The following is a 24,941-nucleotide window of genomic DNA, read 5'->3' as shown; positions in this document are numbered from 1 at the left end:
TCCGTTGTCGCTGGAAGTGGGGCGCATTATAAGGGGATCTGAAACCCCGTCAACCTTTAATTTCAAGAAAGTGTCATCTGCCTGAAAACAAAGCGGGGAGGCCTGTCGGCCTCCCCGCTCTCTATATAGCTGGAGCGTCAGAGCACGCCAGCAGTGCGCAGCTCGTGCACCGCCATCGCATCCAGCCCCAGCACATCACTCAACACTGCCTCGGTATGCTCCCCCAGCAGCGGAGGTGCCTGCCGGTACTCCACCGGTGTCTCCGACAACCGGATGGGGCTGGCCACCTGCGGCACATTCCCCGCCAACGGGTGCGGGATGTTCACCGCCAGCCCCCGAGCCAACACCTGCGGATCCTGGAACATCTGCGCCAGGTCGTTGATGGGACCACAAGGCACACCAGCCTTCTCCAGCTCACTCACCCATTGAGCCGTAGTCTTGAACACCGTGGCCTGGCGAATCAGCGGAATCAACTCGGCCCGATTGGCCACACGCTGCTTATTAGTAGCGAACCTCGGATCATCCGCCCACTGCGGCTGCCCAGCCACTTCGGCAAATTTGCGGAACTGCCCATCATTACCCACGGTGAGAATGAAATTGCCATCCGCCGTCGGAAAATCCTGGTAAGGCACGATATTGGGATGCGCATTACCCAACCGCCGCGGCGAGTTTCCTGTGGTGAGGTAGTTCATCGCCTGGTTGGCCAGGCAAGCCACCTGAACATCCAGCAAGGCCATATCGATATGCTGGCCAACCCCGGCCTGGTCCCGATGGGCGAGGGCAGCCAGGATCGCCACCGTCGAGTACAGGCCAGTCAGGATGTCGGTCAAGGCCACACCAACCTTCATCGGCCCGGCACCTTCCTCACCTTCCGGCCGCCCGGTCAGGCTCATCAGCCCGCCCAACCCCTGGATCATGAAGTCGTAGCCGGCACGCTTGGCATACGGCCCGGTCTGGCCGAAGCCTGTGATCGAGCAATAGATAAGCTCCGGGTTGATCGCCTTCAGGCTCTGGTAATCCAGACCATAGGCCGCCAGCCCGCCGACCTTGAAGTTCTCGATGACGATGTCCGACTTGGCCGCCAGCTCGCGCACCAGGCGCTGGCCTTCAGGCTGAGTAAAGTCGATGGTCACCGAGCGTTTGTTGCGGTTGGCCGACAGATAGTAGGCCGCCTCACTGGTGTTCTCGCCACGCGAGTCCTTGAGGAAGGGCGGGCCCCAGGCACGGGTATCGTCACCCGAGCCCGGGCGCTCGACCTTGATCACATCGGCACCAAGGTCGGCGAGGATCTGGCCGGACCATGGGCCGGCGAGCACCCGAGAAAGGTCCAGCACCCGCAGATGTGAAAGCGCACCCATGGCCTGGCTCCTCTATTAATAGAACGCCTGGATACCGGTTTGCGCACGCCCGAGGATCAGCGCATGCACGTCGTGGGTACCTTCATAGGTGTTGACCACCTCAAGGTTGACCAAGTGGCGGGCCACGCCGAACTCGTCGGAGATACCGTTGCCGCCCAGCATGTCACGCGCCATGCGGGCGATATCCAGCGCCTTGCCGCAGGAGTTGCGCTTCATGATCGAAGTGATTTCCACCGCAGCGGTGCCTTGGTCCTTCATCTGCCCCAGACGCAGGCAACCTTGCAGGGCCAGGGTGATTTCGGTCTGCATGTCGGCCAGTTTTTTCTGGATCAGCTGGTTGGCGGCGAGCGGGCGGCCGAACTGCTGGCGGTCCAGGGTGTACTGGCGCGCGGTGTGCCAGCAAGCTTCGGCGGCGCCCAGTGCACCCCACGAGATGCCGTAGCGAGCCGAGTTCAAGCAGGTGAACGGGCCTTTAAGACCGCGCACGTCCGGGAAGATGTTCTCTTCCGGGACAAACACGTTGTCCATGACGATCTCACCGGTGATCGAGGCGCGCAGGCCAACCTTGCCGTGGATGGCCGGGGCACTGAGGCCTTGCCAGCCTTTCTCCAGGACAAAGCCGCGAATGTCGCCGGCATCATCCTTGGCCCAGACCACGAACACATCGGCGATCGGGCTGTTGGTAATCCACATCTTGCTGCCGGTCAGGCGATAGCCGCCGTCGACCTTGCGCGCCCGAGTGATCATCGAGCCCGGGTCGGAACCATGGTTGGGTTCGGTCAGGCCGAAGCAGCCAATCCACTCACCGCTGGCCAGCTTGGGCAGGTATTTCTGCTTCTGTGCTTCGGTACCGAACTCGTTGATCGGCACCATGACCAGCGACGACTGCACGCTCATCATCGAGCGGTATCCCGAGTCGATGCGCTCCACCTCACGCGCAATCAGACCGTAGCACACGTAGTTGAGGCCGCTGCCACCGTACTGTTCAGGGATGGTCGCGCCCAGCAGGCCGACTTCACCCATCTCGCGGAAGATCGCCGGGTCGGTTTGTTCGTGACGGAAGGCTTCCAGCACACGCGGCGCCAACTTGTCCTGGGCGAACTGGAAGGCGCTGTCACGCACCATGCGCTCTTCTTCAGTGAGCTGCTGATCCAGCAGCAGCGGGTCGATCCAGTTGAAGCTTGCTTTACCGGCCATGTGCGTGTTCCTCGAAACAAAGATGGGAGCGGATTCTTGCGTTGCATTGATCCTAGGCTTGATCGGCTATCGGGACAAACGAGGATTGCGCACGCTTTAGTGATATTTTCTCACTCCGTGATCGGCGAAACGCCGTACTGACGAGCATACAAGTGAGGTTGACGTACATGCGCCGCAAGATCCCCAGCACCACCGCCCTGGTCTGCTTCGAGGCGGCCGCGCGTCACGAGAGCTTTACCAAGGCCGCCCACGAACTGGCCCTGACCCAGGGCGCCGTCTGTCGGCAGATCGGTGGGCTGGAGGCGTTCCTCAACGTCGAACTGTTCCGCCGTTCGCGCCGGGGCGTGAAGCTCACCGAGGCAGGCCTGTCCTATAGCCGCCAGGTGGCCAGCCAACTGGACGCCGTAGAGCGCGACACCTTGTCAGTCATGCGCCAGCAGGGTGCCAACGTGATCGAGCTGGCTGTGGTGCCGACCTTCGGCACCCAGTGGTTGCTGCCACGCCTGAAGGACTTCCAGCAACGCCACCCGGAAGTCACGGTCAACCTGACCAACCGCACCCGGCCGTTCCTGTTCGCCGACACGCCCTTCGATGCGGCGATCTACTTCGGCGACGCCGACTGGTCCGGCACCCAGGCTCATCGCCTGATGGGAGAAAACCCGGTACCGGTGTGCAGCCCGAAGCTGCTGGGCGGGCAGGGCGATCTCGACGCCCAGCGCATCGCCGAGCTGCCCCTGCTGCAGCAGACCACCCGCCCGTATGCCTGGCGGCAATGGTTCGATGGGCTGGGCATGAGCGTTGAACGCGACATGACAGGTCCGCGCTATGAACTGTTCTCGATGCTCGCCCAGGCGGCCATGCACGAAATGGGCATTGCGTTGATCCCACCGTTCCTGATCCAGCGCGAGCTGGAGGAGGGCAGGTTGGTGGTCGCTAACAGGCATGCCCTGTCCAGCGACAAGGCCTACTATCTGATGATTCCAGAGCGCAAGGTGGAGTCTGCGTCACTACGGGCTTTCCGTGACTGGCTGATAGCACAGGCAAAGCAGTACACTGCAAAAGCCGATAAGCTGACCCCGTAGTCAATTATTTTTAACACCTACAGATATATGTATTTGTCGCAAATACGTAATCTGTTCCGGCTGACCTGAAAAACCCTATCAACCCTAGTTACCATGCGGGTTTGACGGTTATTTTGCGACATTCATGGCAGCAAGGCCGAAAACAGCCGATTTTTTTTCAAATTTTCCCCTAAGCTCCGAATAGCGCGTGCTTGACGGGTTTGTTTCGAATCATTGCGACATACGGTCACAGGGTGACTTGTAGTTTTGAGTTCGTTTCGCTTCAGAACCGGTTGTGGCCCCAATGGTTCATCTGCAAAATGCCTTCCCGCCCCGGATTCAGGCGGAGTCGTGCTCTACGACCACCCAGCGCGCCACCCGAAGTGAGCTGGTTCAAACAAACACAAAAAGGTCACCGCAGGAGACAAAGTCGTGCACATTGGTGTTCCTCTCGAGACGCAGACGGGTGAGACAAGGGTCGCCGCGACCCCGGAAACCATCAAGAAACTGGTTGGCCAGGGCCATCAGGTCACCGTACAACGGGGGGCAGGGCTCAAGGCCAGCATTCCGGACAGTGCCTATGAGGCCGTTGGCGCCGCGCTGGGTGAAGCGACCGATGCCTTCGGCGCGCAGCTAGTGCTCAAGGTGGTTGCACCCAACGACCAGGAACTGGCGCTGATCAACAGCGGCAGCGTGCTGGCCGGCATGCTCAACCCGTTCAACAGCGAGCTGATCGGCAAGATGGCCGAGCGTGGCATCACCGCCTTCGCCCTGGAAGCCGCGCCGCGTACCTCGCGGGCCCAGAGCCTCGACGTGCTGTCGTCGCAAGCCAACATTGCCGGCTACAAGGCCGTGCTGCTGGCCGCGCATCACTACCCACGCTTCATGCCCATGCTGATGACCGCCGCTGGCACCGTAAAGGCCGCCCGTGTGCTGATCCTCGGCGCTGGCGTCGCCGGCCTGCAGGCCATCGCCACGGCCAAACGCCTGGGTGCGGTGATCGAAGCCTCCGACGTGCGCCCCGCCGTGAAAGAGCAGATCGAGTCGCTGGGCGCCAAGTTCCTCGACGTGCCGTACGAGACCGATGAAGAGCGCGAGTGCGCCGAAGGCGTCGGCGGTTACGCCCGCCCCATGCCGGCCAGCTGGATGCAACGCCAGGCCCAGGCCGTCCACGAGCGCGCCAAACAGGCCGATATCGTCATCACCACTGCGCTGATCCCCGGGCGCAAGGCGCCGACGCTGCTCAGCGCCGAGACCGTCGCGCAGATGAAACCCGGCTCGGTGGTGATCGACCTCGCGGCGGCCCAGGGCGGCAACTGCCCGCTGACCGTCGCTGACCAGGTGGTACAGGCAAACGGCGTGACCATCGTCGGCCCGACCAACCTGCCAGCCCAGGTCGGCGCAGACGCCTCCGCGCTGTACGCCCGCAACCTGCTGGACTTCATGAAGCTGCTGTTCGACAAGGACGGCGCGCTGGTGATCAACCTCGAAGACGACATCGTCGCCGCGTGCCTGATGTGCCGCGACGGCCAGGTCGTACGCAAGAACGGCTGAGGAGCTCGACAATGGAAGACCTGCTGATTTCCCACGGCATCTACAACCTGATCATCTTCGTGCTGGCCATCTACGTGGGCTACCACGTGGTCTGGAACGTCACCCCGGCACTGCACACCCCACTGATGGCCGTCACCAACGCCATTTCGGCGATCGTCATCGTCGGCGCCATGCTCGCGGCCGCGCTGACCGTCACCCCGGCCGGCAAAGTGATGGGCACCCTCGCCGTGGCGCTGGCCGCGGTCAATGTGTTCGGTGGCTTCCTGGTCACCCGCCGCATGCTGGAAATGTTCAAGAAGAAAACCAAGAACGAGGCGCAGAAGTAAGCATGAGCATGAATCTGGTAACGCTTCTGTACCTGGTCGCCTCGATCTGCTTCATCCAGGCGCTCAAGGGTCTCTCGCACCCCACCACCTCACGCCGGGGCAACCTGTTCGGCATGATCGGCATGGGTATCGCCATCCTCACCACGGTCGGGCTGATCTACAAGCTTGGCGCCGAACTGGCCACTGCCGGCATCGGTTATGTCATCGTCGGCCTGCTGGTCGGCGGCAGCGCCGGTTCGATCATGGCCAAGCGCGTCGAGATGACCAAGATGCCCGAGCTGGTTGCGTTCATGCACAGCATGATCGGCCTGGCCGCGGTGTTCATCGCCATTGCCGCGGTACTCGAGCCGCAATCGCTGGGCATCGTCGCCAGCATCAGCGACCCGATCCCCACCGGTAACCGCCTGGAGCTGTTCCTCGGCGCGGCCATTGGTGCCATCACCTTCTCCGGCTCGGTCATCGCGTTCGGCAAGCTATCGGGCAAGTACAAGTTCCGCCTGTTCCAGGGCGCACCGGTACAGTTCGCCGGCCAGCACAAGCTGAACCTGATCCTCGGCCTTGCCACCATTGCCCTGGGCCTGCTGTTCACCTTCACCGGCCACTACAGCGCCTTCACCCTGATGCTGGCCCTGGCCTTCATCATGGGCGTGCTGATCATCATCCCGATCGGCGGCGCCGACATGCCGGTGGTGGTGTCGATGCTCAACAGCTACTCGGGCTGGGCGGCCGCAGGTATCGGCTTCTCGCTGAACAACTCGATGCTGATCATCGCCGGCTCCCTGGTGGGTTCCAGCGGTGCGATCCTCTCGTACATCATGTGCAAGGCGATGAACCGTTCGTTCTTCAACGTCATCCTCGGCGGCTTCGGCGGCGATACCGACGCAGGTGCGGCGCAAGGCTCCAAAGAGCAGCGCCCGGTGAAGTCCGGTTCGGCCGACGACGCTACCTTCCTGCTGAGCAATGCCGACAGCGTGATCATCGTTCCCGGCTACGGCCTGGCGGTGGCCCGCGCCCAGCACGCGCTCAAAGAGCTGACCGAGAAGCTGGTGCACAACGGCGTGACCGTGAAGTACGCGATCCACCCGGTTGCCGGGCGTATGCCAGGCCACATGAACGTACTGCTGGCCGAAGCGGAGGTGCCGTACGACCAGGTGTTCGAGATGGAAGACATCAACGCCGAGTTCGGTCAGGCCGACGTGGTACTGGTGCTGGGCGCCAACGACGTGGTCAACCCGGCGGCGAAGAACGATCCCAAGTCGCCGATCGCCGGCATGCCGATCCTCGAAGCGTTCAAAGCCAAGACCATCATCGTGAACAAGCGCTCCATGGCCAGCGGCTATGCCGGCCTGGACAACGAACTGTTCTACCTGGACAAGACCATGATGGTGTTCGGTGACGCCAAGAAAGTCATCGAGGACATGGTCAAGGCCGTGGACTGATACCCGCCTCTATATATAGAAGCGTCTAAAGCCCCCGGGTGTTATGCCCGGGGGCTTTTTCATTTGCATGATCCAGATCAACGGCTCTATTCCAAGGCTTCGCCTACGACCATGGTCGCGGGACGGCACCGGGCTAAATCTCTAGACTGCGCTTCCAGTAGCTTCAGTAGCCTGAGATAACAATCCATGTACCGTGATCGCATCCGCTTGTCCTCCCTGCACAGCAAGGTAATGAGTGCGGCTGACGCCGCTGGCCTGATCGAGGACGGCATGACCGTCGGCATGAGCGGCTTCACCCGCGCCGGCGAAGCCAAGGCCGTGCCCCACGCACTGGCCGAGCGCGCCAAGCTGTCGCCGCTGAAAATCAGCCTGATGACCGGCGCCAGCCTGGGCAACGACCTCGACAAGCAACTGACCGAAGCCGGCGTACTCGCCCGACGCATGCCGTTCCAGGTCGACAGCACCCTGCGCAAGGCCATCAACGACGGCCAAGTGATGTTCATCGACCAGCACCTGTCGGAAACCGTCGAGCAGTTGCGCAACAAGCAGCTGACCCTGCCGGACATCGCGGTCATCGAAGCAGTGGCGATCACCGAAGAAGGCCATATCGTGCCGACCACCTCCGTCGGCAACTCGGCCAGCTTCGCGATCTTCGCCAAGCAGGTCATCGTCGAGATCAACCTGTCGCACAACGCCAACCTCGAAGGCCTGCACGACATCTATATCCCGACCTACCGCCCGACCCGCACGCCGATCCCGCTGGTGAAAGTCGATGACCGCATCGGCAGCACCGCAATCCCGATCGACCCGGCCAAGATCGTCGGCATCGTCATCAGCGACCAGCCGGACTCACCGTCCACCGTGCTGCCGCCAGACCACGAGACCCAGGGCATCGCCGACCACCTGATCGCCTTCCTCAAGGGCGAAGTGGACGCCGGCCGCATGACCAACAAGCTCGGCCCGCTGCAAGCCGGCATCGGCAGCATCGCCAACGCCGTGATGTGCGGCCTGATCGAATCTCCGTTCGAAGACCTGACCATGTACTCCGAAGTGCTGCAGGACTCGACCTTCGACCTGATCGACGCCGGTAAGCTGAGTTTCGCCTCGGGCAGCTCGATCACCCTGTCGAGCCGCCGCAATGCCGACGTGTTCGGCAACCTCGAGCGCTACAAGGACAAACTGGTGCTGCGCCCGCAGGAGATCTCCAACCACCCTGAAGTGGTGCGTCGCTTAGGGATCATCGGCATAAACACGGCGCTGGAGTTCGACATCTACGGCAACGTCAACTCCACCCACGTCTGCGGCACCCGGATGATGAACGGAATTGGTGGTTCCGGCGACTTCGCCCGCAATGCCCACCTGGCGATCTTCGTCACCAAGTCGATCGCCAAGGGCGGCGCAATTTCCAGCGTCGTGCCCATGGTCAGCCACGTCGACCACACCGAACACGATGTCGACATCCTGGTCACCGAACAGGGCCTGGCCGACCTGCGCGGCCTGGCGCCACGCGAGCGTGCCCGCGCGATCATCGACAACTGTGTGCACCCGGACTATCGCGCTGCGTTGAACGACTACTTCGAACGCGCCTGCCAGCGCGGCGGCCACACCCCGCACATCCTGCGCGAAGCCCTGAGCTGGCACGAGAACCTGGAAGAAAGCGGGCGCATGCTGGCTGGTTGATTCACCAGCGCTGTACCCATCGCGGGGCAAGCCCGCTCCCACCGTGGGAGCGGGCTTGCCCCGCGATCGTTTTGCTTAAATGAGCCATCTGTGGGAGCGGGTTTACCCGCAAATGCTGCAGTGGCCATACAGACGCTTTCGTGGGTAAACCCGCTCCCACAGCCAACCGGTAACCAGATAAATAAAACTGTACTACTGTACTGGTAATTATCTGCTTCCGCCCCGCACCATTTCCTACAAAATCCAAAATTCGCACCAAATCAGTGCAGACCAGTACAGTTACGCCAATTTCGGGTGCAACAGTAGGATTACACAGTTAACTGAGCCATCGCTTTACTACATAACTGTATCTACTGTTATGGACAGCAGAGGAGGAAGATGGGCACCAGTTAAATCACTCCCTAATGCCGCCACAAGCGGAAGGATGAAACATCATGGAACGCACCCTCAGTTCCGGTCTGGTTTTCGAAAGCAACGCCCAAGCTTCCCACGCTGCCCTGCCTCTGCGCGCCCTGTCGACCCTGCTGCTGTGGCAACGCCGCATGGCCAGCCGCCGTCAGCTGGCTCGCCTCGACTCCCGCCTGCTGGCCGACGCCGGTATCAGCGAGTCGCAGCGCTACGAAGAGCTGAGCAAGCCGTTCTGGCGCTAAGCCTCGGCAGCCGGCCAACGCCGGCACCGCGAATACACAAGAACCCGTCGCCGGAAACCGCGACGGGTTTTTTGTTTGTCCGCCGCGAGATAGAGCCATCGCAGCGCAACAGGTACAGTTTTACAAAACTTGTTATTGATAGGTACAGTTACCAAATGTGGTTCTTTGCCGCCCCAGGCGCTTGAACCGAGGCGTGTTACGCTTGTCCTACACGCCTGGCAACACCGTACCGTGACGAGCCAAGCGAGCGTCCGATAACCAGAACCATCCAGACCCTGCGCAGGAGTCCCCCATCATGTCCCGTTATCATCTGTTCGCCGCCGCCGCGCTGCTGTCCCTCGCCGGTGCGGCTAATGCCACCAGCTTCGTGGTGACCACCGACGCGGTAGTCGGTGCCGTTGCCGCAACCACCGATGCCACCTCCGACGTCACCTCGTCCTTCCGCGATGACAAGATTGTGCAGGCGGCCCGTGACGACGCCGCCAGCTTCGTTGGCAGCGAAGGCGCGATCCGTGGCGCCAAACTGGAAAGCGCCCTGGTGCACATTCGCCAGCAGCAGCCCACGCTGCAAGCCAGCGACGCACAACTGGCCCGCGCCATCCTCGCGCTCTAACACAAGCCTTCACACCCGGATTCACTGGCCCCGGCCGGTGCATCCGGGGTAGCCTTCGCTGCCCGAAACCACCGCCTAGAGAGCCCATGCGTTATCTGCCGCCAGTGCTGTTAGCCCTCGCCGGTATGGGAAGCGCCCATGCCATGGATGTCACCACCCAGAGCCTCGTTGCCACCGGCTATGTCACCAGCCAGGTGACCACCGCGCCGTTCGATCGCAAGGTCGTCGCCGCCGCCCGTGACGATGCTGCTGCCTTTGTTGCCAGTGATGGCCTGATTCGCGGTGCGCGCCTTCAGGCGGCGCTGGTTTCGCTGCGCCAGGTGCACAGTTGTCACTCTGTCGGCGACCTGGAACTGGCCGAAGCCATCCTCGTCCAATAACTACCTGTTACGCCTTTGTACCTTCCGGAGATGCTCCATGCGTAAATCGCTGATCGCCGCTTCCCTCGGCATGTTGCTGCTGGCCGACATGGCCCAGGCTCACACGCTGGTGGCCACCAGCAACATCATCGTCCGTGCCTCGGCGCGCACGATCGATTTCACCTCCGACACCACCACCTCGATTCGCGATTCGAAAGTCATCCGCGAAGCCCACGACGACGCCGCCAGCTTCGTCGCCAGCAACGGCAACATCCGTGGCGCCCAGCTCGAAGCGGCCTTCGACACCCTGCGCACCCGTGTGCCGGAAGCCCGCGACGCCAGCGACCAGATGCTGGCCGAAGCTATCCTCGCCCTGTGAAGCGCGCGCGTGCCTGGCTGCTCGGCTGCGCCCTGACGCTGCTCGGCACGCCCGCCCTGGCCGACCTGCAACTGGTGCTGCAGGCAGACGGCCTCGACCAGCCACAGCAACAGGCCACCCAGCAGTTGCTCGATGAAGCCATGGCCAAGCTGCCGCCGCGCTTCAAGCAACAGCTGGACCGCCAGGTAACGGTGAGCTGGACCGACCGCATGCCCGAGGATGCCTACGGCCAGGCTTCGCCGGTCTCCACCCTCGACCTCAACCGCCGCCTGCTGCCAGGCCTGGTCGATGGCAGCGCCGCCCGCGAAAAGACCAACCGCCCCCACGGCACCGTCCGTGAAGAGCTGCTGGCCACGGTGCTGCATGAGCTCACCCACATCTATGACCGCGCCCGCCTGTGGCCCAGCGCCGAGCGCCAGCTCATCACCCGCTGCAAGCGCCAGCAAGGCGCCCTGGGCAAGGTAGGCCTGCCACAGGACTGCAGGGGCCAGGCCGAGCGCCGCTTCACCCTGAGCGACGACCCACGCCTGCTCGACCTGGCCGGCTGGCCGCAGTACGTCGGCCGCCGCGGCGAGCGCGAACAGCACAACGGCCAGGTGGCGCGCAGCCCCGACAGCTACGAGCTGAGCAGCCCCAAGGAATACCTCGCGGTCAACATGGAGTACTTCCTCCTCGACCCCAGCTACGCCTGCCGTCGCCCGGCGCTCAACCAGTACCTGAGCGAGCATTTCGGCTGGGCACCGCCGCACAACACCTGCGCCAGGGGCCTGCCGTTCCTCAATGCCGGCAATGACTTCGCCCGCCAGCCGCTGGGCGAAATCGACCCCGAGCGGGTCTACGAAGTGGATTACCTGCTGGCCGAAGCCAACCAGAACCTGGTCAGCCGCTGGGGCCACAGCATGCTGCGCCTGGTGATCTGCGCCCCCGGCCGCCCACGCGGCCCGGCTTGCCGCCTGGACCTCGACCAGAGCCTGGTGCTGTCCTACCGGGCCTTCGTCAACGACGTGCAGTTGTCGAGCTGGGGCGGGCTGGTCGGGGCCTACCCGTCGCGGCTGTTCGTCCTGCCGCTGGGCCAGGTGATCGACGAATACACCAAGACCGAACTGCGCAGCCTGGCCTCGGTGCCGCTCAAGCTCAGCCGCAGCGAGATCGAGAACATGGTGCGCCAGGCCGCCGAGATGCACTGGAGCTACGACGGCAACTACTTCTTCCTGTCCAACAACTGCGCGGTCGAGAATTTGAAGCTGCTGCGCAGCGGCACCGCCAACCCGCGCCTGAACGACCTCGACAACATCATGCCCAACGGCCTGCTGGAAGTGCTCAAAGGGCGCGGCCTGGCTGACACCAGTGTGCTCGACGACCCACGTGAGGCGCTGCGCCTGGGTTATCGCTTCGACTCCTACCGCGACCGCTACCAGGCCATGTTCGACGTGCTGAAGAAGCAGCTACCGATCAAACAGACCGCCGTGGAAGACTGGCTGGCCCTGGATGCCGAGCAGCGCCGCCCGTGGTTCGAGCGCGCCGACCTGCGCACCAGCGCGGCGCTGCTGCTGCTCGAACAGGCCAGCCTGCGCAGGCAGCTGCTGCTGGCCCAGGATGAGGTCAAGCAGCGTTACCTCAATGGCCGGGCGATGAAGGATGGCAGCTTCGACAAGGCCGACCAGGCCCTGCAGGCGATTCTCGCCAACAGTGGCTACCTCAGCCGCCCGGCGGAACTGCTGGGGGCGGGCGGATACGGCCTGCCGCAGCCGGAGGAGCGCCAGCACCTGGAGCAGGAAAGCAAGGCACGCCAGGCGCAGCTGCTGCGCCTGAGCAACGACCTGGACCAGCAGGTGAGGGCGCTGCTGGGGCCGGAGCGGGCCAGGGAGATCAAGGCGGTGGAAGCCAACATCAAGCAGGTAGGCGAACACCTGCGCGCGCTGCACAAGGCGGCTGGCGGGTTGCAGTTGCCCTAGCGAAAACCGGTGGGGGCCCAATCGCGGGGCAAGCCCGCTCCCACGTGGAATGCGATCAGCGTGGGAGCGGGCTTGCCCCGCGATTGGGCCAGAACAGCCAGCACAAGACCTCACAGGCTTTCCTCATCCTCCTCTGGCAACCCATCACCCACCGGCATCCACGGCAATCGGCTCGTCACCCAGATATGCCGGCCGGGCTTCACCCGCTCCGGATGATCCAGCGTCGCCACCGTCACATCGATCGTCTGCGGGCTGCGCTCAGTCACCAGCGCCACATGGGCCCCACAACCACCACAGAAATAGCGGCTGCATCCAGCCGGCGCCACATACCGCTGCGGCGAGCCCGCCAACCACTCGAAATCCTCGCTGCCCAGCGTCACCCAGGTCACCAAGGTGCCGCCACTGACCCGCCGACAGATCGAGCAATGACAGTGAGCCACATCACCCAGATCGCCCCGCAACCGGTAACGCAGGGCGCCGCAATGGCAACCCCCTTCCTCGACACGCGCCATCGTCATGACCTCCCGTCGCCTTGCACTGGCCGAAAGCTGGCTGAAAGCTTGCGCACATAGGATAGCGCCACCACCGGCAGCAGACCGGTCAGCCAGGGCACCCGGAAACTTCCGTGCCCGGCCCAATCAACAACAACAATGGTGATTCTGATGTTTTCCTGTGCCCGCCTTTTTGCATTCCCTCTTCGCCTACTCCCCGCGAAGCGCCTGACGCGCTGATCCGCCCGAAACGTCCTTCCTTTCGCCGCGCCACGCCTGGAGTACCGCCATGCTGACCTTCCTCGGCTTTGCCATGGTCATCACCTTCATGTACCTGATCATGACCAAGCGCCTGTCGGCCTTGATCGCACTGATCCTGGTACCGATCCTGTTCGCCCTGTTCGGCGGCTTCTACAGCGACATCGGCCCGATGATGCTGCAAGGCATCAGCAAGCTCGCGCCCACCGGCGTGATGCTGATGTTCGCCATCCTGTACTTCGCCCTGATGATCGATTCCGGCCTGTTCGACCCGGCCGTGCGCAAGATCCTCAAGCTGGTCAAGGGCGACCCGCTGAAAGTCTCGGTCGGCACCGCCGTGCTGGCCCTGGTCGTCTCCCTCGACGGTGACGGCGCCACCACCTACATGATCTGCTGCGCCGCCATGCTGCCGCTGTACAGCCGCCTGGGGATGAGCCCGCGGATCATGGCCGGCCTGATCATCCTGGCCGGCGGGGTGATGAACATGACCCCCTGGGGCGGCCCGACTGCCCGCGCCGCCAGCGCCCTGCATGTGGATCCCTCGGACATCTTCGTGCCGATGATCCCGGCCATGGCATTCGGCGTGCTGGCGATCCTCGCCATCGCCTACTGGTATGGCCTGCGTGAACGTGCCCGCCTGGGTGAGCTGCACCTGCCGACCGACGACATCGACCACAGCGACATCAGCGTGTCGCAGTTCCCCGAAGCGCGTCGGCCCAAGCTGATCTGGTTCAACGGCGCCCTGACCGCCGCGCTGATGGTCGCGCTGATCGCAGGCGCGCTGCCGCTGCCGGTGCTGTTCATGATCGCCTTCAGTATCGCCATGATCGTCAACTACCCGTGCCTGCAACAGCAGAAGGACCGCATCGGCGCCCACGCCTCCAGCGTGCTGGCCGTGAGCGGGTTGATCTTCGCCGCCGGCATCTTCACCGGCATCCTGTCGGGCACCGGCATGGTCGACGCCATGTCCAAGAGCCTGCTGGCGGTGATCCCGGAAGCGTTCGGCCCGTACATGGCAGTGATCACCGCCCTGGTCAGCATGCCGTTCACCTTCTTCATGTCCAACGACGCCTTCTACTACGGCGTGCTGCCGGTGCTGTCGGAGTTCGCCAGCCACTACGGCGTCACCCCGGTGGAAATGGCCCGCGCATCGATCGTCGGCCAGCCGGTACACCTGCTCAGCCCGCTGGTACCCTCTACCTACCTGCTGGTGGCCCTGGCCGGCATCGAGTTCGGCGATCACCAGCGCTTCACCCTCAAGTGGGCAGTGCTGGTATGCCTGTGCATAATGTTCGGCGCGCTGGCCCTGGGCACATTCCCGCTGTTCAGCAGTCTGTAATACACACGCTTCATCCAACCGCAAAGCGCCCGCCCTCCGGGCGCTTTGCCATTACCGCTCGAAGGAATACACATGGAATGGCTGACCAGCCCGGAAATCTGGGTTGCCTTTTTCACCCTCACGGCCCTTGAGATCGTGCTCGGGATCGACAACATCATCATGATCTCGATCCTGGTCAGCCGCATGCCCAAGCACATGCAGCCGCGCACGCGGATCTTCGGCCTGGCCCTGGCCATGGTCACGCGGATCCTGCTGCTGCTGTCGATCACCTGGGTCATGCGCCTGACCGACGACCTGTTCCATGTGTTCGGCCAAGGCATCTCCGGGCGCGACCTGATCCTGTTCTTCGGCGGCCTGTTCCTGCTGTGGAAAAGCTCGCAAGAGATCTACCACGGCCTGGAAGGCGAGGACGAAAGCCCGGACGAGCCCAAGGGCGCGGGCGGCAAGTTCTTCTACACCATCATCCAGATCGCCATCATCGACATCGTGTTCTCGCTGGACTCGGTGATCACTGCCGTGGGCATGGTTTCCCACGTGCCGGTGATGATCGCCGCGATCATCGTCGCAGTACTGGTGATGATGCTCTGCGCCGGTACCATCAGCGACTTCATCGACAAGCACCCATCGCTGAAGATGCTTGCGCTTTCGTTCCTGATCGTCGTAGGTACCGTGCTGATCGCCGAATCTTTCGACGTTCATGTGCCGAAAGGCTACGTCTACTTCGCCATGGCCTTCTCGCTGGCGGTGGAAGCGATCAACATTCGCATGCGCACCGCAGCAGCGCGCAAGAAGGGTGAAGAGCCCGACGCGGTGAAACTGCGCAAGGACATTCCGGGTCAGTAAGGCCGGGGAGTGCAGTACACAAGGGCCCTTCGGGGCCCTTTTTCATGGGCGTCCAGCGTGGGAGCGGGCTTGCCCCGCGATCTCCTTTGATGTCCATCGCGGGGCAAGCCCGCTCCCACAGGATCGTGGCATGTTTCAAATATGTTTCAGCCATGCCAAGCTGGCGGCAGCCGCGCAAAACAACTAAAGCTTGAGTGAGCCCTGCACAAAACCGATGCCCACCCCCGGGCCAGGCTCACTGCATTGCCAATTGGCCCCGCACTGGGGCACAAGAATAAAGGGGGCCCGACCATGCTGACCCTGCTCAACCTGCTCTCCGCCGTGGCCCTGCTGGTATGGGGCACGCACATCGTCCGTACCGGCATCCTGCGCGTCTATGGCTCGAACCTGCGCCGGGTGCTCAGCCAGAACATGAACAAGCGCCCGCTGGCGTTCATCGCCGGCATCCTGGTCACCGCCATGGTGCAAAGCAGCAACGCCACCGCCATGCTGGTCACCTCGTTCGTCGGCCAGGGCCTGATGGCCATGACCCCGGCCCTGGCGATCATGCTCGGCGCCGACGTGGGTACCGCGCTGATGGCGCGGGTGCTGACCTTCGACCTGTCCTGGCTGTCGCCGCTGCTGATCTTCCTCGGGGTGATCTTCTTCCTGTCGCGCAAGCAGACCCGCGCCGGCCAACTGGGCCGCGTCGGCATCGGCCTTGGGCTGATCATCCTGGCGCTGCAACTTATCGTGCACGCCGCCACCCCGATCACCCACGCCCAGGGCGTGAAGGTGCTGTTCGCCTCGCTGACCGGCGACATCCTGCTCGACGCGTTGATCGGCGCGCTGTTCGCGATGATTTCCTACTCAAGCCTCGCCGCCGTGCTGCTGACCGCCACCCTGGCCGGTGCCGAGGTGATCAGCCTGCCGGTGGCCATCGGCCTGGTGATCGGCGCCAACATCGGCAGCGGCCTGCTGGCCTTCCTCACCACCAGCCTGCAGAACTCGGCCGGGCGCCGGGTGGCTCTGGGCAGCCTGCTGTACAAGCTGTTCGGCCTGGTACTGATCATCCCGGTGCTGCACCCGCTGGTGGACTGGATGGACAGCCTGAGCTTCAGCCCGCAGGAGCTGGTGATCGGCTTCCATCTGCTCTACAACACCTTGCGCTGCCTGCTGATGCTGCCCACGGTCAAGCCCATGGGCCGCCTGTGCGACTTCCTGCTGCCCGAACGGGGCAACGGCAATGGCCATACCCAGGCACGCCACCTCGACCCCACGGCACTCACTACCCCGAGCCTGGCGCTGGCCAACGCGGTGCGCGAAACCCTGCGCCTGGGCGACCTGGTCGACAGCCTGCTCGACGCCATGCTCGGTGCCCTGCGCGGCACCCAGACCGCCATGCCGCAGCAGGTGCGCACCCTCGCCGAAGACGCCGAGGCGCTGTACAACGCCATCAAGCTGTACCTGGCACAGATGCCCCGCGAAGACCTGAGTGAGCAGGACAACCGGCGCTGGGCCGAGATCATCGAGCTGGCGATCAACCTCAAGCTGGCCACCGACCTGATCGAGCGCATGCTGCGCAAGGTCCAGCAGCAGAAGACTTCCCAGCGCCGCGAGTTCTCGCAAACCGGCCTGGAAGAGCTGACCGGCCTGCAGGAGCAGCTGCTGGCCAACCTGCGCCTGGGCCTGTCGGTGTTCCTCAGCGCCGACCCGCAAAGCGCGCACCAGCTGCTGCGCGAAAAACGCCGCTTCCGCGCCCAGGAACGGCGCCTTGCGCATGCCCATGTCAGCCGCCTGCAACGTAAAGTGGTGCAAAGTATCGAAACCAGTTCGCTACACTTGGAGCTCATTGCCGACATGAAGCGGTTGAACTCTTTGTTCTGCAGCAGTGCCTATGTGGTACTGGGCGGCACCGACACCGGCGGGCTGATGCTCGACAGCGTGCCGGACGAAGCCCGCCAGCCTTGAGCCTTTGCCCCCGGAGACCGTAGCTCGCCCATGCGTTGTCTGATGTTCATTTGCCTGCTGATCGCCAGCCTGCCGACCTTCGCCCTCGATCGCTCGCGGGTCGAGGGCTACCTGTTGCCCAACGGCCTGCAGGTGATCCTCAAGTCCGGCTACGAGCGCGACCATGTGTCGATCCGCCTGGTGGTGGGTGTGGGCCTGGACGATTTCGACTGCAACCAGCGCGAACTGCCGCACCTGCTCGAACACCTGCTGTTCAGCGGCATCGACGACACCGGCGAGGGCGGCCTGGAAGAGCGCCTGCAAGAGCTGGGCGGGGAATGGAACGCCTTCACCAGCAGCGCCGACACCACCTTCGTCATCGAGGCCCCGGCACGCAACCAGCGCAAGGTGCTCGACCTGCTGCTGGCGCTGCTGCGCGACACCCGTATCGACGCCAAGGCGCTGGCCAACGCCAAGCGCATCATCGAACGCGAGGACGGCGGCCATTACGGGCACCTGCAACGCTGGCTCGACCGCCAGGAAGTCGGCCATCCGGCCAGCGACCAACTGGCGACCGAACTGGGCCTCAAGTGCAAGGAACGCTCCGACCTCGACGACATGACCCTGGAGCAGGTGCAGCACCTGCGCGAGCACTGGTACGCCGCCAACAACATGACCCTGATCGTCGTCGGCGGCCTCGACCGCCTGCTGCCGGCCTATCTGGAACGCACCTTCGGCGCCTTGCCGTCGTCCGAACCCGAAGAGCGCCGCACCCTCGAATCCATCAGCCAGCAGGCCGAGCAACGCCGCGACCTGACCCGAGGCTGGCTGGGCGATAACGTCAAACTGCACTGGCTGTTCATCGAGCCGACCCTGGACGCGGACAACGACCAGACCCTCGAGCTGCTCTCGCGCTACCTGGACTGGGCACTGTACGACCAGCTGCGCTTGCGCCACGGCCTGTCCTACGGCCCCTCGGCGCAACGCGAAAGCTTCGGCGACACTGGCCTGCTGAGCCTCAATGCAGACCTTGAGCGCCAGGACCTCGACGAGGCAGTGAAAGTACTCGAACAGTTGTTCGAGCACCTGCGCAAGCACGGCCTGGACCCGGACACCTTCGCCCGCATCAAGGACGCGGCGATTGCCCGCGAGAGCTGGAGCACCCAGGGCAACACGGCGTTGGCCGACTATTACTGGGGCGCGCTGAACGCCTACGAAAACGGCCGTTTCAGCGACCCGGTGCGTGCACTGCGCCAGGTCAGCCTCAAGCAGGCCAACGAGGCCCTGCGCGAACTGCTCAAGGAGCCGGGTTATCTGCGCATCGAGAAGCCGCTGTTGGGGTATGACGAGCTGTATGGGCTGCTGGCGTTGTTGCTCGGGCTGATCCTTGCGGCCGGGCTGGTCCGCTGGCGGCGCGTAATGGCCAATCGCCCCAGCGGTGCTACACGAAAGTAGGGGTTCGGCGGTATCCTGTCGGCCAACAGCGTCTGCGTGGGAGCGGGCTTGCCCCGCGATGCGGTCATCGCGGGGCAAGTCGCATCGGCGCACCGCCGCTCCCACGACGCCTCGAACATGCCTTTTCCTGTTGTAGCCCCATGCCCCCAATACCCAACTTCGTCCTGCGCGTGATCGAACTGCTCAAGCGCTACCCCGGCATCATCGCGCTCTACGGCTTCCTGTCGGGTATCGGCAGTTTCATCCTGGTCGACCGCCAGGCCGGCCTGGCCAGCTGGATCGCCATCGTCATGCTGATCAGCTGGGTCTGGCTGATGCTGGAGAACACCCTCACCGAGCTGTTCGCCCGCACCTTCAAGCGTGAGATCCCACAGCCGCTGCTGCGCTTCGCAACGCAGATGATCCACCAGGAAAGCCTGTTCTTCGTCCTGCCGTTCTTCTTCATCACCACCACCTGGAACAGCGGCCAGCTGGTGTTCACCGGCCTGCTCGGCGCCGCGGGGCTGATTTCCATCGTCGACCCGCTGTATCACAAGTGGCTGGCCCCCAGACGCTGGCTGTTCCTGGCACTGCACACCCTGACGCTGTTCGCCGCACTGCTCACGGCACTGCCGATCATCCTGCACCTGACTACCGCGCAGAGCTTCAAGCTGGCGCTGGTCGCGGCGATGGTGCTGTCGTTCCCAAGCCTGGCCAGCAGCTTCCCGATCCGCAACTGGCGCCGTGGCGTGGGGCTGGTGCTGGTGACCTTGGCCGTGGGCGGCGGCGGCTGGCTGATGCGCTCCTGGGTGCCGCCGGCGACCCTGTGGATGACCGACGTGGCGATCAGCACCGAAGTGCTCAACCGCCAGCCGGGCGCGTCGCTGGAGGAAGTACCCGCCAGCCGCATCCGCAATGGCGGCCTGTACGCCTACACCGCAATCAATGCCCCGCGCGGCCTCAACGAGCGCATCTACCACGTGTGGCAGCTGGACGGCAAAGAGGTGGACCGCATCGCCCTGGACATTCACGGCGGGCGCAAGGAAGGCTACCGAGCCTGGACCCACAAGCAGAACTTCCCGCCCAACCCGGTGGGCAAGTGGCAGGTGAGGGTGCTGACCGAGGACGGGCAGGTGATTGGGGTGCTCAGGTTCAAAGTGGTGGATGACGCACCGAAAAGCTGATCGAATCAGGCCTTATCGCTGGCAAGCCAGCGATAAGGCCGCAACACCGTCTCACTGCGCTATGATCTGACTCGCCACCCGCCAGTCAGATGCATGGAGCCTATGACCGCCCCGAGCGCCATTCTGGACAACAACCAGCAGCCCTCCCGCCTGCGTATCGTCGGCGACTGGACCCTGGCCCACTACGCCAGCCTCAAGCGCGACTGCGCGCTGCTGCGCAGCCAGTACGGCGCCGACACCCAGGTCGACCTCAGCCAGCTGGGCCGCCTGGACACCGCCGGCGCCTCACTGCTGGCCGAACTGCTCGGTTCCGACCGCCTGGCGCACTGTACCGAGCAACTCCCCGACGCCAGCCGCGCCCTGCTCAAGAACGTCTACTGCTCGGTGCAGGACTACTGCATCCCGGTCAAACAACCCGAGCGCCCGGTGCTGCTACTGCTGCTGGCGCGCATCGGCTGCGCCGTCGACACCCTGTGGCAAGACTCCAGGCAAGTGCTGGGCTTCATCGGCCTGATCCTCGAAACCCTGCTGCGCCGCCTGCTGCAGCCCCACCGCTGGCGCGTCACCCCGGTGGTCGCCCACCTCGAACAGACCGGCCTGGATGCCGCCCCCATCGTTGCCCTGCTGACCTTCCTGGTCGGCGCCGTGGTGGCCTTCCTCGGCGCCACGGTGCTGGCCAACTTCGGCGCGACCATCTTCACCGTCGACCTGGTAGCGTTCTCTTTCCTGCGCGAATTCGCCGTGCTGCTGACCGCCATCCTCATGGCCGGGCGGACTGCCAGCGCGTTCACCGCGCAGATCGGCTCGATGAAAGCCAATGAAGAGATCGACGCCATCCGCACCCTGGGCCTGAACCCCATCGAGCTGCTGGTGGTGCCGCGGGTGCTGGCGCTGCTGATCGCGTTGCCGTTGCTGACCTTCGTCGCGATGATCTGCGGCATCGTCGGTGGCGCGGTGGTCTGCGCACTGTCACTGGGCATCTCGCCGGCCATGTTCCTCTCGCTGCTGCAAAGCGACATCGGCGTGCAGCACTTTTTGGTGGGCCTGGCCAAGGCGCCGTTCTTCGCCTTCCTGATCGCCACCATCGGCTGCCTGGAAGGCTTCAAGGTCAGCGGCAGCGCCGAATCGGTGGGTGCCCACACCACCTCGGCGGTGGTGCAGTCGATCTTCGTGGTCATCGTGCTGGATGCGGTGGCCGCGCTGTTCTTCATGGAGATGGGCTGGTGAGCGGCCGTGAGGCGGTGATCGAAGCCCGGGGCATCTGCAACCGCTTCGGCAGCCAGAGCGTGCACGAAAACCTCGACCTGGACCTGTACCGCGGCGAAATCCTCGCCGTGGTGGGTGGCTCGGGCAGCGGCAAGTCGGTGCTATTGCGCAGCATCATCGGTTTGCGCCGGCCCAACGAAGGCATCGTGAAGGTGTTCGGCCAGGACCTGGCCAGCCTCGACGAAGGTCAGCGCTCGCAGGTGGAGCGGCGCTTTGGCGTGCTGTTCCAGAAGGGCGCGCTGTTCTCGTCGCTGACCGTCACCGAGAACGTCGCGCTGCCGCTGATCGAGCACGCCGGGCTGTCGCGCACAGACGCCGAGCACCTGGCCGGGGTCAAGCTGGCCCTGGCCGGGCTGCCGATCAGCGCTGCCGACAAGTACCCGGCCTCGCTGTCCGGCGGCATGATCAAGCGCGCGGCCCTGGCCCGCGCCCTGGCGCTGGACCCGGACATCCTGTTCCTCGACGAGCCCACTGCCGGCCTCGACCCGATCGGCGCCGCCGCCTTCGACCAACTGATCCTCACCTTGCGCGACGCCCTGGGGCTGTCGGTGTTCCTGATCACCCACGACCTGGACACCCTCTACACCATCACCGACCGGGTGGCGGTGCTGTCGCAGAAGAAAGTGCTGGTGGCCGGCCCCCTGCGTGAAGTCGAACAGACCGACGACCCCTGGATTCACGAATACTTTCACGGCCCGCGCGGCCGGGCGGCCGAAGACGCCGCCCTGCGCGCCCGCCAGGAGCCTTGAACGATGGAAACCCGAGCGCATCATGTCCTGATCGGCCTGGTCACCGTGCTGGTGGTGACGGGCGCCATGCTGTTTGGCCTGTGGCTGACCAAGTCCAGCGTCGACGACACCTTCAAGGATTACGAAGTGGTGTTCAACGAAGCCGTCTCCGGCCTGTCCCGCGGCAGCCCGGTGCAGTACAACGGCATCAAGGTCGGCGACGTCAGCACCCTGCGCCTGGACCCGAAAGACCCGCGCCGGGTACTGGCGCGCATTCGCCTGTCCGCCGACACGCCGGTGAAGGAAGACACCAAGGCCAAGCTGACCCTGGCCGGGGTCACCGGCAACTCGTTCATCCAGCTCACCGGCGGCACCCCGCAAAGCCCACCGCTCAAAGGCCAGGACGGCAAACTGCCGGTGATCGTCGCCTCGCCATCGCCGATCTCGCAGCTGCTCAATGACAGCAGCGACCTGGTGACCAACATCAACTTGCTGCTGCACAACGCCAACCAGATGTTCTCGCAAGACAACATCGAGCACCTGAGCAACACCCTGGCCAACCTCGACCAGACGACCGGCGCTTTCGCCAGCCACAAAGACGGCATCAGTGCGGCCATCTCCCAACTGGGCGAGGTCGGCAAGCAGGCCAGCGCGACCCTGGCCGAGACCCAGGCGCTGATGCGCAACGCCAACGGCCTGCTCGGCAACCAGGGCAAGCAGGCCATCGGCAGCGCCGAGCAGGCCATGCAGTCGCTGGCGCAAAGCAGTGCGACCATCAACAGCCTGCTGCAGGACAACCGCCAGTCCCTCGACGACGGCGCCCAGGGCCTGAACCAGATCGCCCCGGCCATCCGCGAGCTGCGCGAGACCCTCAACGCGCTCAAGGGCATCTCCCGGCGCCTGGAGGCCGACCCCAGCGGCTATCTGCTCGGTCGCGACAACAACAAGGAGTTCCAGCCATGAGCCCGTCGCCGCGCCTGCTCGCCCTGGCCGCCACGCTGAGCCTGGCCTCGGCCTGCTCGATCCTGCCGAAGACCGAACCTGTGGATATCTACCGCCTGCCCGTGCACCAGGCGGCCGGCAACGCCACATCGGCGAGCTGGTCGCTGCGCCTGAACAAACCCTTGGCCAGCGAAGCCCTGGCCGGGCCGCGCATCGCGGTGATCCCCCAGGGTGACGTGATCAGCAGCTACAAGGGCGCGCGCTGGAGCGACCCGGTGCCCATGCTGGTGCGCAACCGCCTGCTCGATGGTTTCCAGCGCGACGGCCGGGTGCAGCGCCTGAGTGCCGACGACGCCAACCTGCAGGCCGACTACGAACTGGGCGGCGAGCTGCAGGCGTTCCAGAGTGAATACCGGGCCAAGGACCAGGTGGAGGTGGTGATCCGCTACGACGCGCGGCTGGTGCAGGGGCGCAGCCAGCGCATCCTCGCCAGCAAGCGCTTCGAGGTGCGTCAGCCACTCACCGGCACGCAGGTGCCGTCAGCGGTCGCCGGCTTCGGCGCGGCCAGCGACCAGCTGGCGCGCCAGGTGATCGACTGGACCGTAAGTCAGGCCGCTCAGGCTCAGGCGAAGAACCAGTAGCAGACGAAGATCGCCGCGACCACGCCGGCCAGCTCGGCCAGCAGGGCGCAGCCTACGGCGTGGCGCACCCGCTGGATGCCCACCGCGCCGAAATACACCGCCAGCACGTAGAAGGTGGTTTCGGTGCTGCCCTGGACAGTCGCTGCCACCAGGGCCGGGAAGCTGTCCACGCCATGGGTCTGCATGGTTTCGATCAGCATGGCCCGCGCCGCGCTGCCGGAGAACGGCTTGACCAGCGCGGTGGGCAGACCCTCGACGAAACGGTTGTCCAGGCCCATCCAGCCCACCGCATGGCGGATACCGTCCAGGGCCAGCTCCAGTGCGCCGGAAGCGCGCAGCACGCCCACCGCCACCAGCATGGCCACCAGGTACGGCAGCAGGCTCTTGGCCACGTCGAAACCTTCCTTGGCGCCTTCGACGAACACCTCGTACACCTTCACCCGCTTCAAGGCGCCGATCACCAGGAACAGGATGATTACGCCGAACAGCGTCAGGTTGCCGAGGATCGACGACAGGCTGGCCAGCGCGGCCGCCGAGAGGGTGCCGAGAAACGCCATGAACCCGCCCAGCAGCAGCGCACCGGGAATCAGGTAGGCCAGCACCACCGGGTCCCACAGGCGCAGGCGCTGCATCACCGCCACCGACAGCAGGCCGACCAGGGTCGAGCAACTGGTGGCCAGCAGGATCGGCAGGAATACCAGGGTCGGGTCGGTCGCGCCCTGCTGGGCGCGGTACATGAAGATGGTCACCGGCAGCAGGGTCAGCGACGAAGCGTTGAGCACCAGGAACAGGATCTGCGCGTTGCTCGCCGTGGTACTGCTGGGGTTGAGCTCCTGCAGCGCACGCATGGCCTTGAGGCCGATGGGGGTGGCGGCGTTGTCCAGGCCCAGGCCGTTGGCGGCGAAGTTCATGGTGATCAGGCCCAGGGCAGGGTGGCCGGGCGGCACTTCCGGCATCAGCCGGGCGAACAGCGGGCCGAGCACCTTGGCCAGCCATTCGACGATGCCGGCCTTTTCGGCGATCTTGAGAAAGCCCAGCCACAGCGTGAGGGTGCCGAACAGCAGGACCATGACCTCGACCGACAGCTTGGCCATGGCGAAGATGCTCTCGACCATCGCGGCGAAGATGCCGGCGTTGCCGCCGACCAGCCACTGGGCCAGGGCGGAAATGGCCGCCACCAGGAAAAAGCCGAGCCAGAGGCCGTTGAGCATCTGTGATCCCCCGTGAAAAATGCCCGAATGATAGCGTATCGAACCATCGACGGCAGCGTGGGAGCGGGCTTGCCCCGCGATTGCCCGGACGGCCTATCGCGGGG

At 64.4% G+C, this 24,941-nt stretch carries 23 protein-coding genes; 19 read left to right on the top strand and 4 right to left on the bottom strand.

Annotation, left to right across the window (positions count from 1 at the left end; all coding sequences use genetic code 11):
* Positions 1–137: 137 nt before the first annotated feature.
* Positions 138–1,358, bottom strand: a complete 1,221-nt coding sequence (locus F6X61_RS20970) for a CaiB/BaiF CoA-transferase family protein (protein WP_153788318.1) — start codon at positions 1,356–1,358, stop codon at positions 138–140.
* A 15-nt stretch (positions 1,359–1,373) separates the two neighbouring features.
* On the bottom strand, positions 1,374–2,555 hold the full coding sequence (locus F6X61_RS20965; protein ID WP_110995052.1) for an acyl-CoA dehydrogenase: 1,182 nt from the start codon (positions 2,553–2,555) through the stop codon (positions 1,374–1,376).
* A 167-nt stretch (positions 2,556–2,722) separates the two neighbouring features.
* Between F6X61_RS20965 and F6X61_RS20960 the strand changes: the two genes are divergently transcribed.
* The 10 genes from F6X61_RS20960 (at position 2,723) to F6X61_RS20915 (ending at position 12,571) form a co-directional block, all read left to right on the top strand.
* The gene (locus F6X61_RS20960; RefSeq protein WP_153788317.1) at positions 2,723–3,637 is read left to right on the top strand and encodes a LysR family transcriptional regulator; all 915 of its coding nucleotides are present in this window, start codon (positions 2,723–2,725) and stop codon (positions 3,635–3,637) included.
* A gap of 411 nt (positions 3,638–4,048) precedes the next feature.
* Positions 4,049–5,170 (top strand): Re/Si-specific NAD(P)(+) transhydrogenase subunit alpha, encoded by a 1,122-nt coding sequence (locus F6X61_RS20955; protein WP_153788315.1) that lies wholly within the window; start codon positions 4,049–4,051, stop codon positions 5,168–5,170.
* An 11-nt stretch (positions 5,171–5,181) separates the two neighbouring features.
* Positions 5,182–5,496, top strand: a complete 315-nt coding sequence (locus F6X61_RS20950; RefSeq protein WP_110995049.1) for an NAD(P) transhydrogenase subunit alpha — start codon at positions 5,182–5,184, stop codon at positions 5,494–5,496.
* A 2-nt stretch (positions 5,497–5,498) separates the two neighbouring features.
* Positions 5,499–6,935, top strand: a complete 1,437-nt coding sequence (locus F6X61_RS20945) for an NAD(P)(+) transhydrogenase (Re/Si-specific) subunit beta (RefSeq protein WP_153788313.1) — start codon at positions 5,499–5,501, stop codon at positions 6,933–6,935.
* 186 nt (positions 6,936–7,121) lie between these two features.
* Positions 7,122–8,615 carry an acetyl-CoA hydrolase/transferase family protein gene (locus F6X61_RS20940; protein ID WP_110995047.1) on the top strand — a complete coding sequence of 498 codons (1,494 nt, stop codon included), beginning with the start codon at positions 7,122–7,124 and terminating at the stop codon, positions 8,613–8,615.
* Between the two features lie 434 nt (positions 8,616–9,049).
* Complete coding sequence (locus F6X61_RS20935) at positions 9,050–9,265, top strand: DUF1127 domain-containing protein (RefSeq protein WP_110995046.1); 216 nt, start codon at positions 9,050–9,052, stop codon at positions 9,263–9,265.
* Between the two features lie 295 nt (positions 9,266–9,560).
* Positions 9,561–9,878: a DUF2388 domain-containing protein gene (locus F6X61_RS20930; RefSeq protein ID WP_153788311.1), complete on the top strand. Its 318-nt coding sequence runs from the start codon at positions 9,561–9,563 to the stop codon at positions 9,876–9,878.
* 86 nt (positions 9,879–9,964) lie between these two features.
* A complete protein-coding gene (locus tag F6X61_RS20925; RefSeq protein ID WP_153788309.1) occupies positions 9,965–10,258 on the top strand; it encodes a DUF2388 domain-containing protein in 294 nt (97 codons plus the stop codon).
* Between the two features lie 37 nt (positions 10,259–10,295).
* Entirely contained in the window at positions 10,296–10,616 is a 321-nt protein-coding gene (locus tag F6X61_RS20920; protein ID WP_153788307.1) for a DUF2388 domain-containing protein, read from the top strand.
* Positions 10,613–12,571, top strand: coding sequence for a DUF4105 domain-containing protein (locus tag F6X61_RS20915; RefSeq protein WP_153788305.1), 1,959 nt, complete (start codon positions 10,613–10,615; stop codon positions 12,569–12,571). The genes F6X61_RS20920 and F6X61_RS20915 overlap by 4 nt, the downstream gene beginning before the upstream one ends.
* A 110-nt stretch (positions 12,572–12,681) precedes the next feature.
* Here F6X61_RS20915 and F6X61_RS20910 read toward each other — a convergent pair whose 3' ends face one another.
* Positions 12,682–13,083: a GFA family protein gene (locus F6X61_RS20910; RefSeq protein WP_153788320.1), complete on the bottom strand. Its 402-nt coding sequence runs from the start codon at positions 13,081–13,083 to the stop codon at positions 12,682–12,684.
* A gap of 268 nt (positions 13,084–13,351) precedes the next feature.
* Between F6X61_RS20910 and F6X61_RS20905 the strand changes: the two genes are divergently transcribed.
* The 9 genes from F6X61_RS20905 to F6X61_RS20865 all read left to right on the top strand — a co-directional run bounded on the left by F6X61_RS20905 (position 13,352) and on the right by F6X61_RS20865 (position 23,626).
* The gene (locus tag F6X61_RS20905; RefSeq protein ID WP_153788303.1) at positions 13,352–14,659 is read left to right on the top strand and encodes a CitMHS family transporter; all 1,308 of its coding nucleotides are present in this window, start codon (positions 13,352–13,354) and stop codon (positions 14,657–14,659) included.
* Positions 14,660–14,731: 72 nt separating this feature from the next.
* On the top strand, positions 14,732–15,502 hold the full coding sequence (locus F6X61_RS20900) for a TerC family protein (protein ID WP_153788301.1): 771 nt from the start codon (positions 14,732–14,734) through the stop codon (positions 15,500–15,502).
* Positions 15,503–15,793: 291 nt separating this feature from the next.
* The gene (locus tag F6X61_RS20895; protein WP_153788299.1) at positions 15,794–17,452 is read left to right on the top strand and encodes a Na/Pi cotransporter family protein; all 1,659 of its coding nucleotides are present in this window, start codon (positions 15,794–15,796) and stop codon (positions 17,450–17,452) included.
* A 30-nt stretch (positions 17,453–17,482) separates the two neighbouring features.
* Positions 17,483–18,886, top strand: coding sequence for a pitrilysin family protein (locus F6X61_RS20890; protein WP_153788297.1), 1,404 nt, complete (start codon positions 17,483–17,485; stop codon positions 18,884–18,886).
* A gap of 140 nt (positions 18,887–19,026) precedes the next feature.
* Complete coding sequence (locus F6X61_RS20885) at positions 19,027–20,049, top strand: DUF5924 family protein (RefSeq protein WP_153788295.1); 1,023 nt, start codon at positions 19,027–19,029, stop codon at positions 20,047–20,049.
* Positions 20,050–20,142: 93 nt separating this feature from the next.
* Positions 20,143–21,276: an ABC transporter permease gene (locus F6X61_RS20880; protein WP_153788293.1), complete on the top strand. Its 1,134-nt coding sequence runs from the start codon at positions 20,143–20,145 to the stop codon at positions 21,274–21,276.
* Positions 21,273–22,064: an ABC transporter ATP-binding protein gene (locus F6X61_RS20875; RefSeq protein WP_153788290.1), complete on the top strand. Its 792-nt coding sequence runs from the start codon at positions 21,273–21,275 to the stop codon at positions 22,062–22,064. Before F6X61_RS20880 ends, F6X61_RS20875 begins: the two co-directional genes overlap by 4 nt.
* Before the next feature lie 3 nt (positions 22,065–22,067).
* Entirely contained in the window at positions 22,068–23,006 is a 939-nt protein-coding gene (locus F6X61_RS20870; RefSeq protein WP_153788289.1) for an MlaD family protein, read from the top strand.
* Positions 23,003–23,626: an ABC-type transport auxiliary lipoprotein family protein gene (locus F6X61_RS20865; protein WP_153788287.1), complete on the top strand. Its 624-nt coding sequence runs from the start codon at positions 23,003–23,005 to the stop codon at positions 23,624–23,626. The genes F6X61_RS20870 and F6X61_RS20865 overlap by 4 nt, the downstream gene beginning before the upstream one ends.
* Here F6X61_RS20865 and F6X61_RS20860 read toward each other — a convergent pair.
* Positions 23,608–24,837, bottom strand: a complete 1,230-nt coding sequence (locus tag F6X61_RS20860; protein WP_153788285.1) for a nucleoside recognition domain-containing protein — start codon at positions 24,835–24,837, stop codon at positions 23,608–23,610. The two genes, F6X61_RS20865 and F6X61_RS20860, sit on opposite strands and share 19 nt — an antisense overlap.
* Between the last annotated feature and the right edge of the window lie 104 nt (positions 24,838–24,941).

It is taken from the genome of Pseudomonas sp. EMN2 (assembly GCF_009650555.1).
In the GTDB taxonomy this organism is placed as follows: Bacteria; Pseudomonadota; Gammaproteobacteria; order Pseudomonadales; family Pseudomonadaceae; genus Aquipseudomonas; species Aquipseudomonas sichuanensis.
This window is presented reverse-complemented; position numbering and strand designations above follow the sequence as displayed.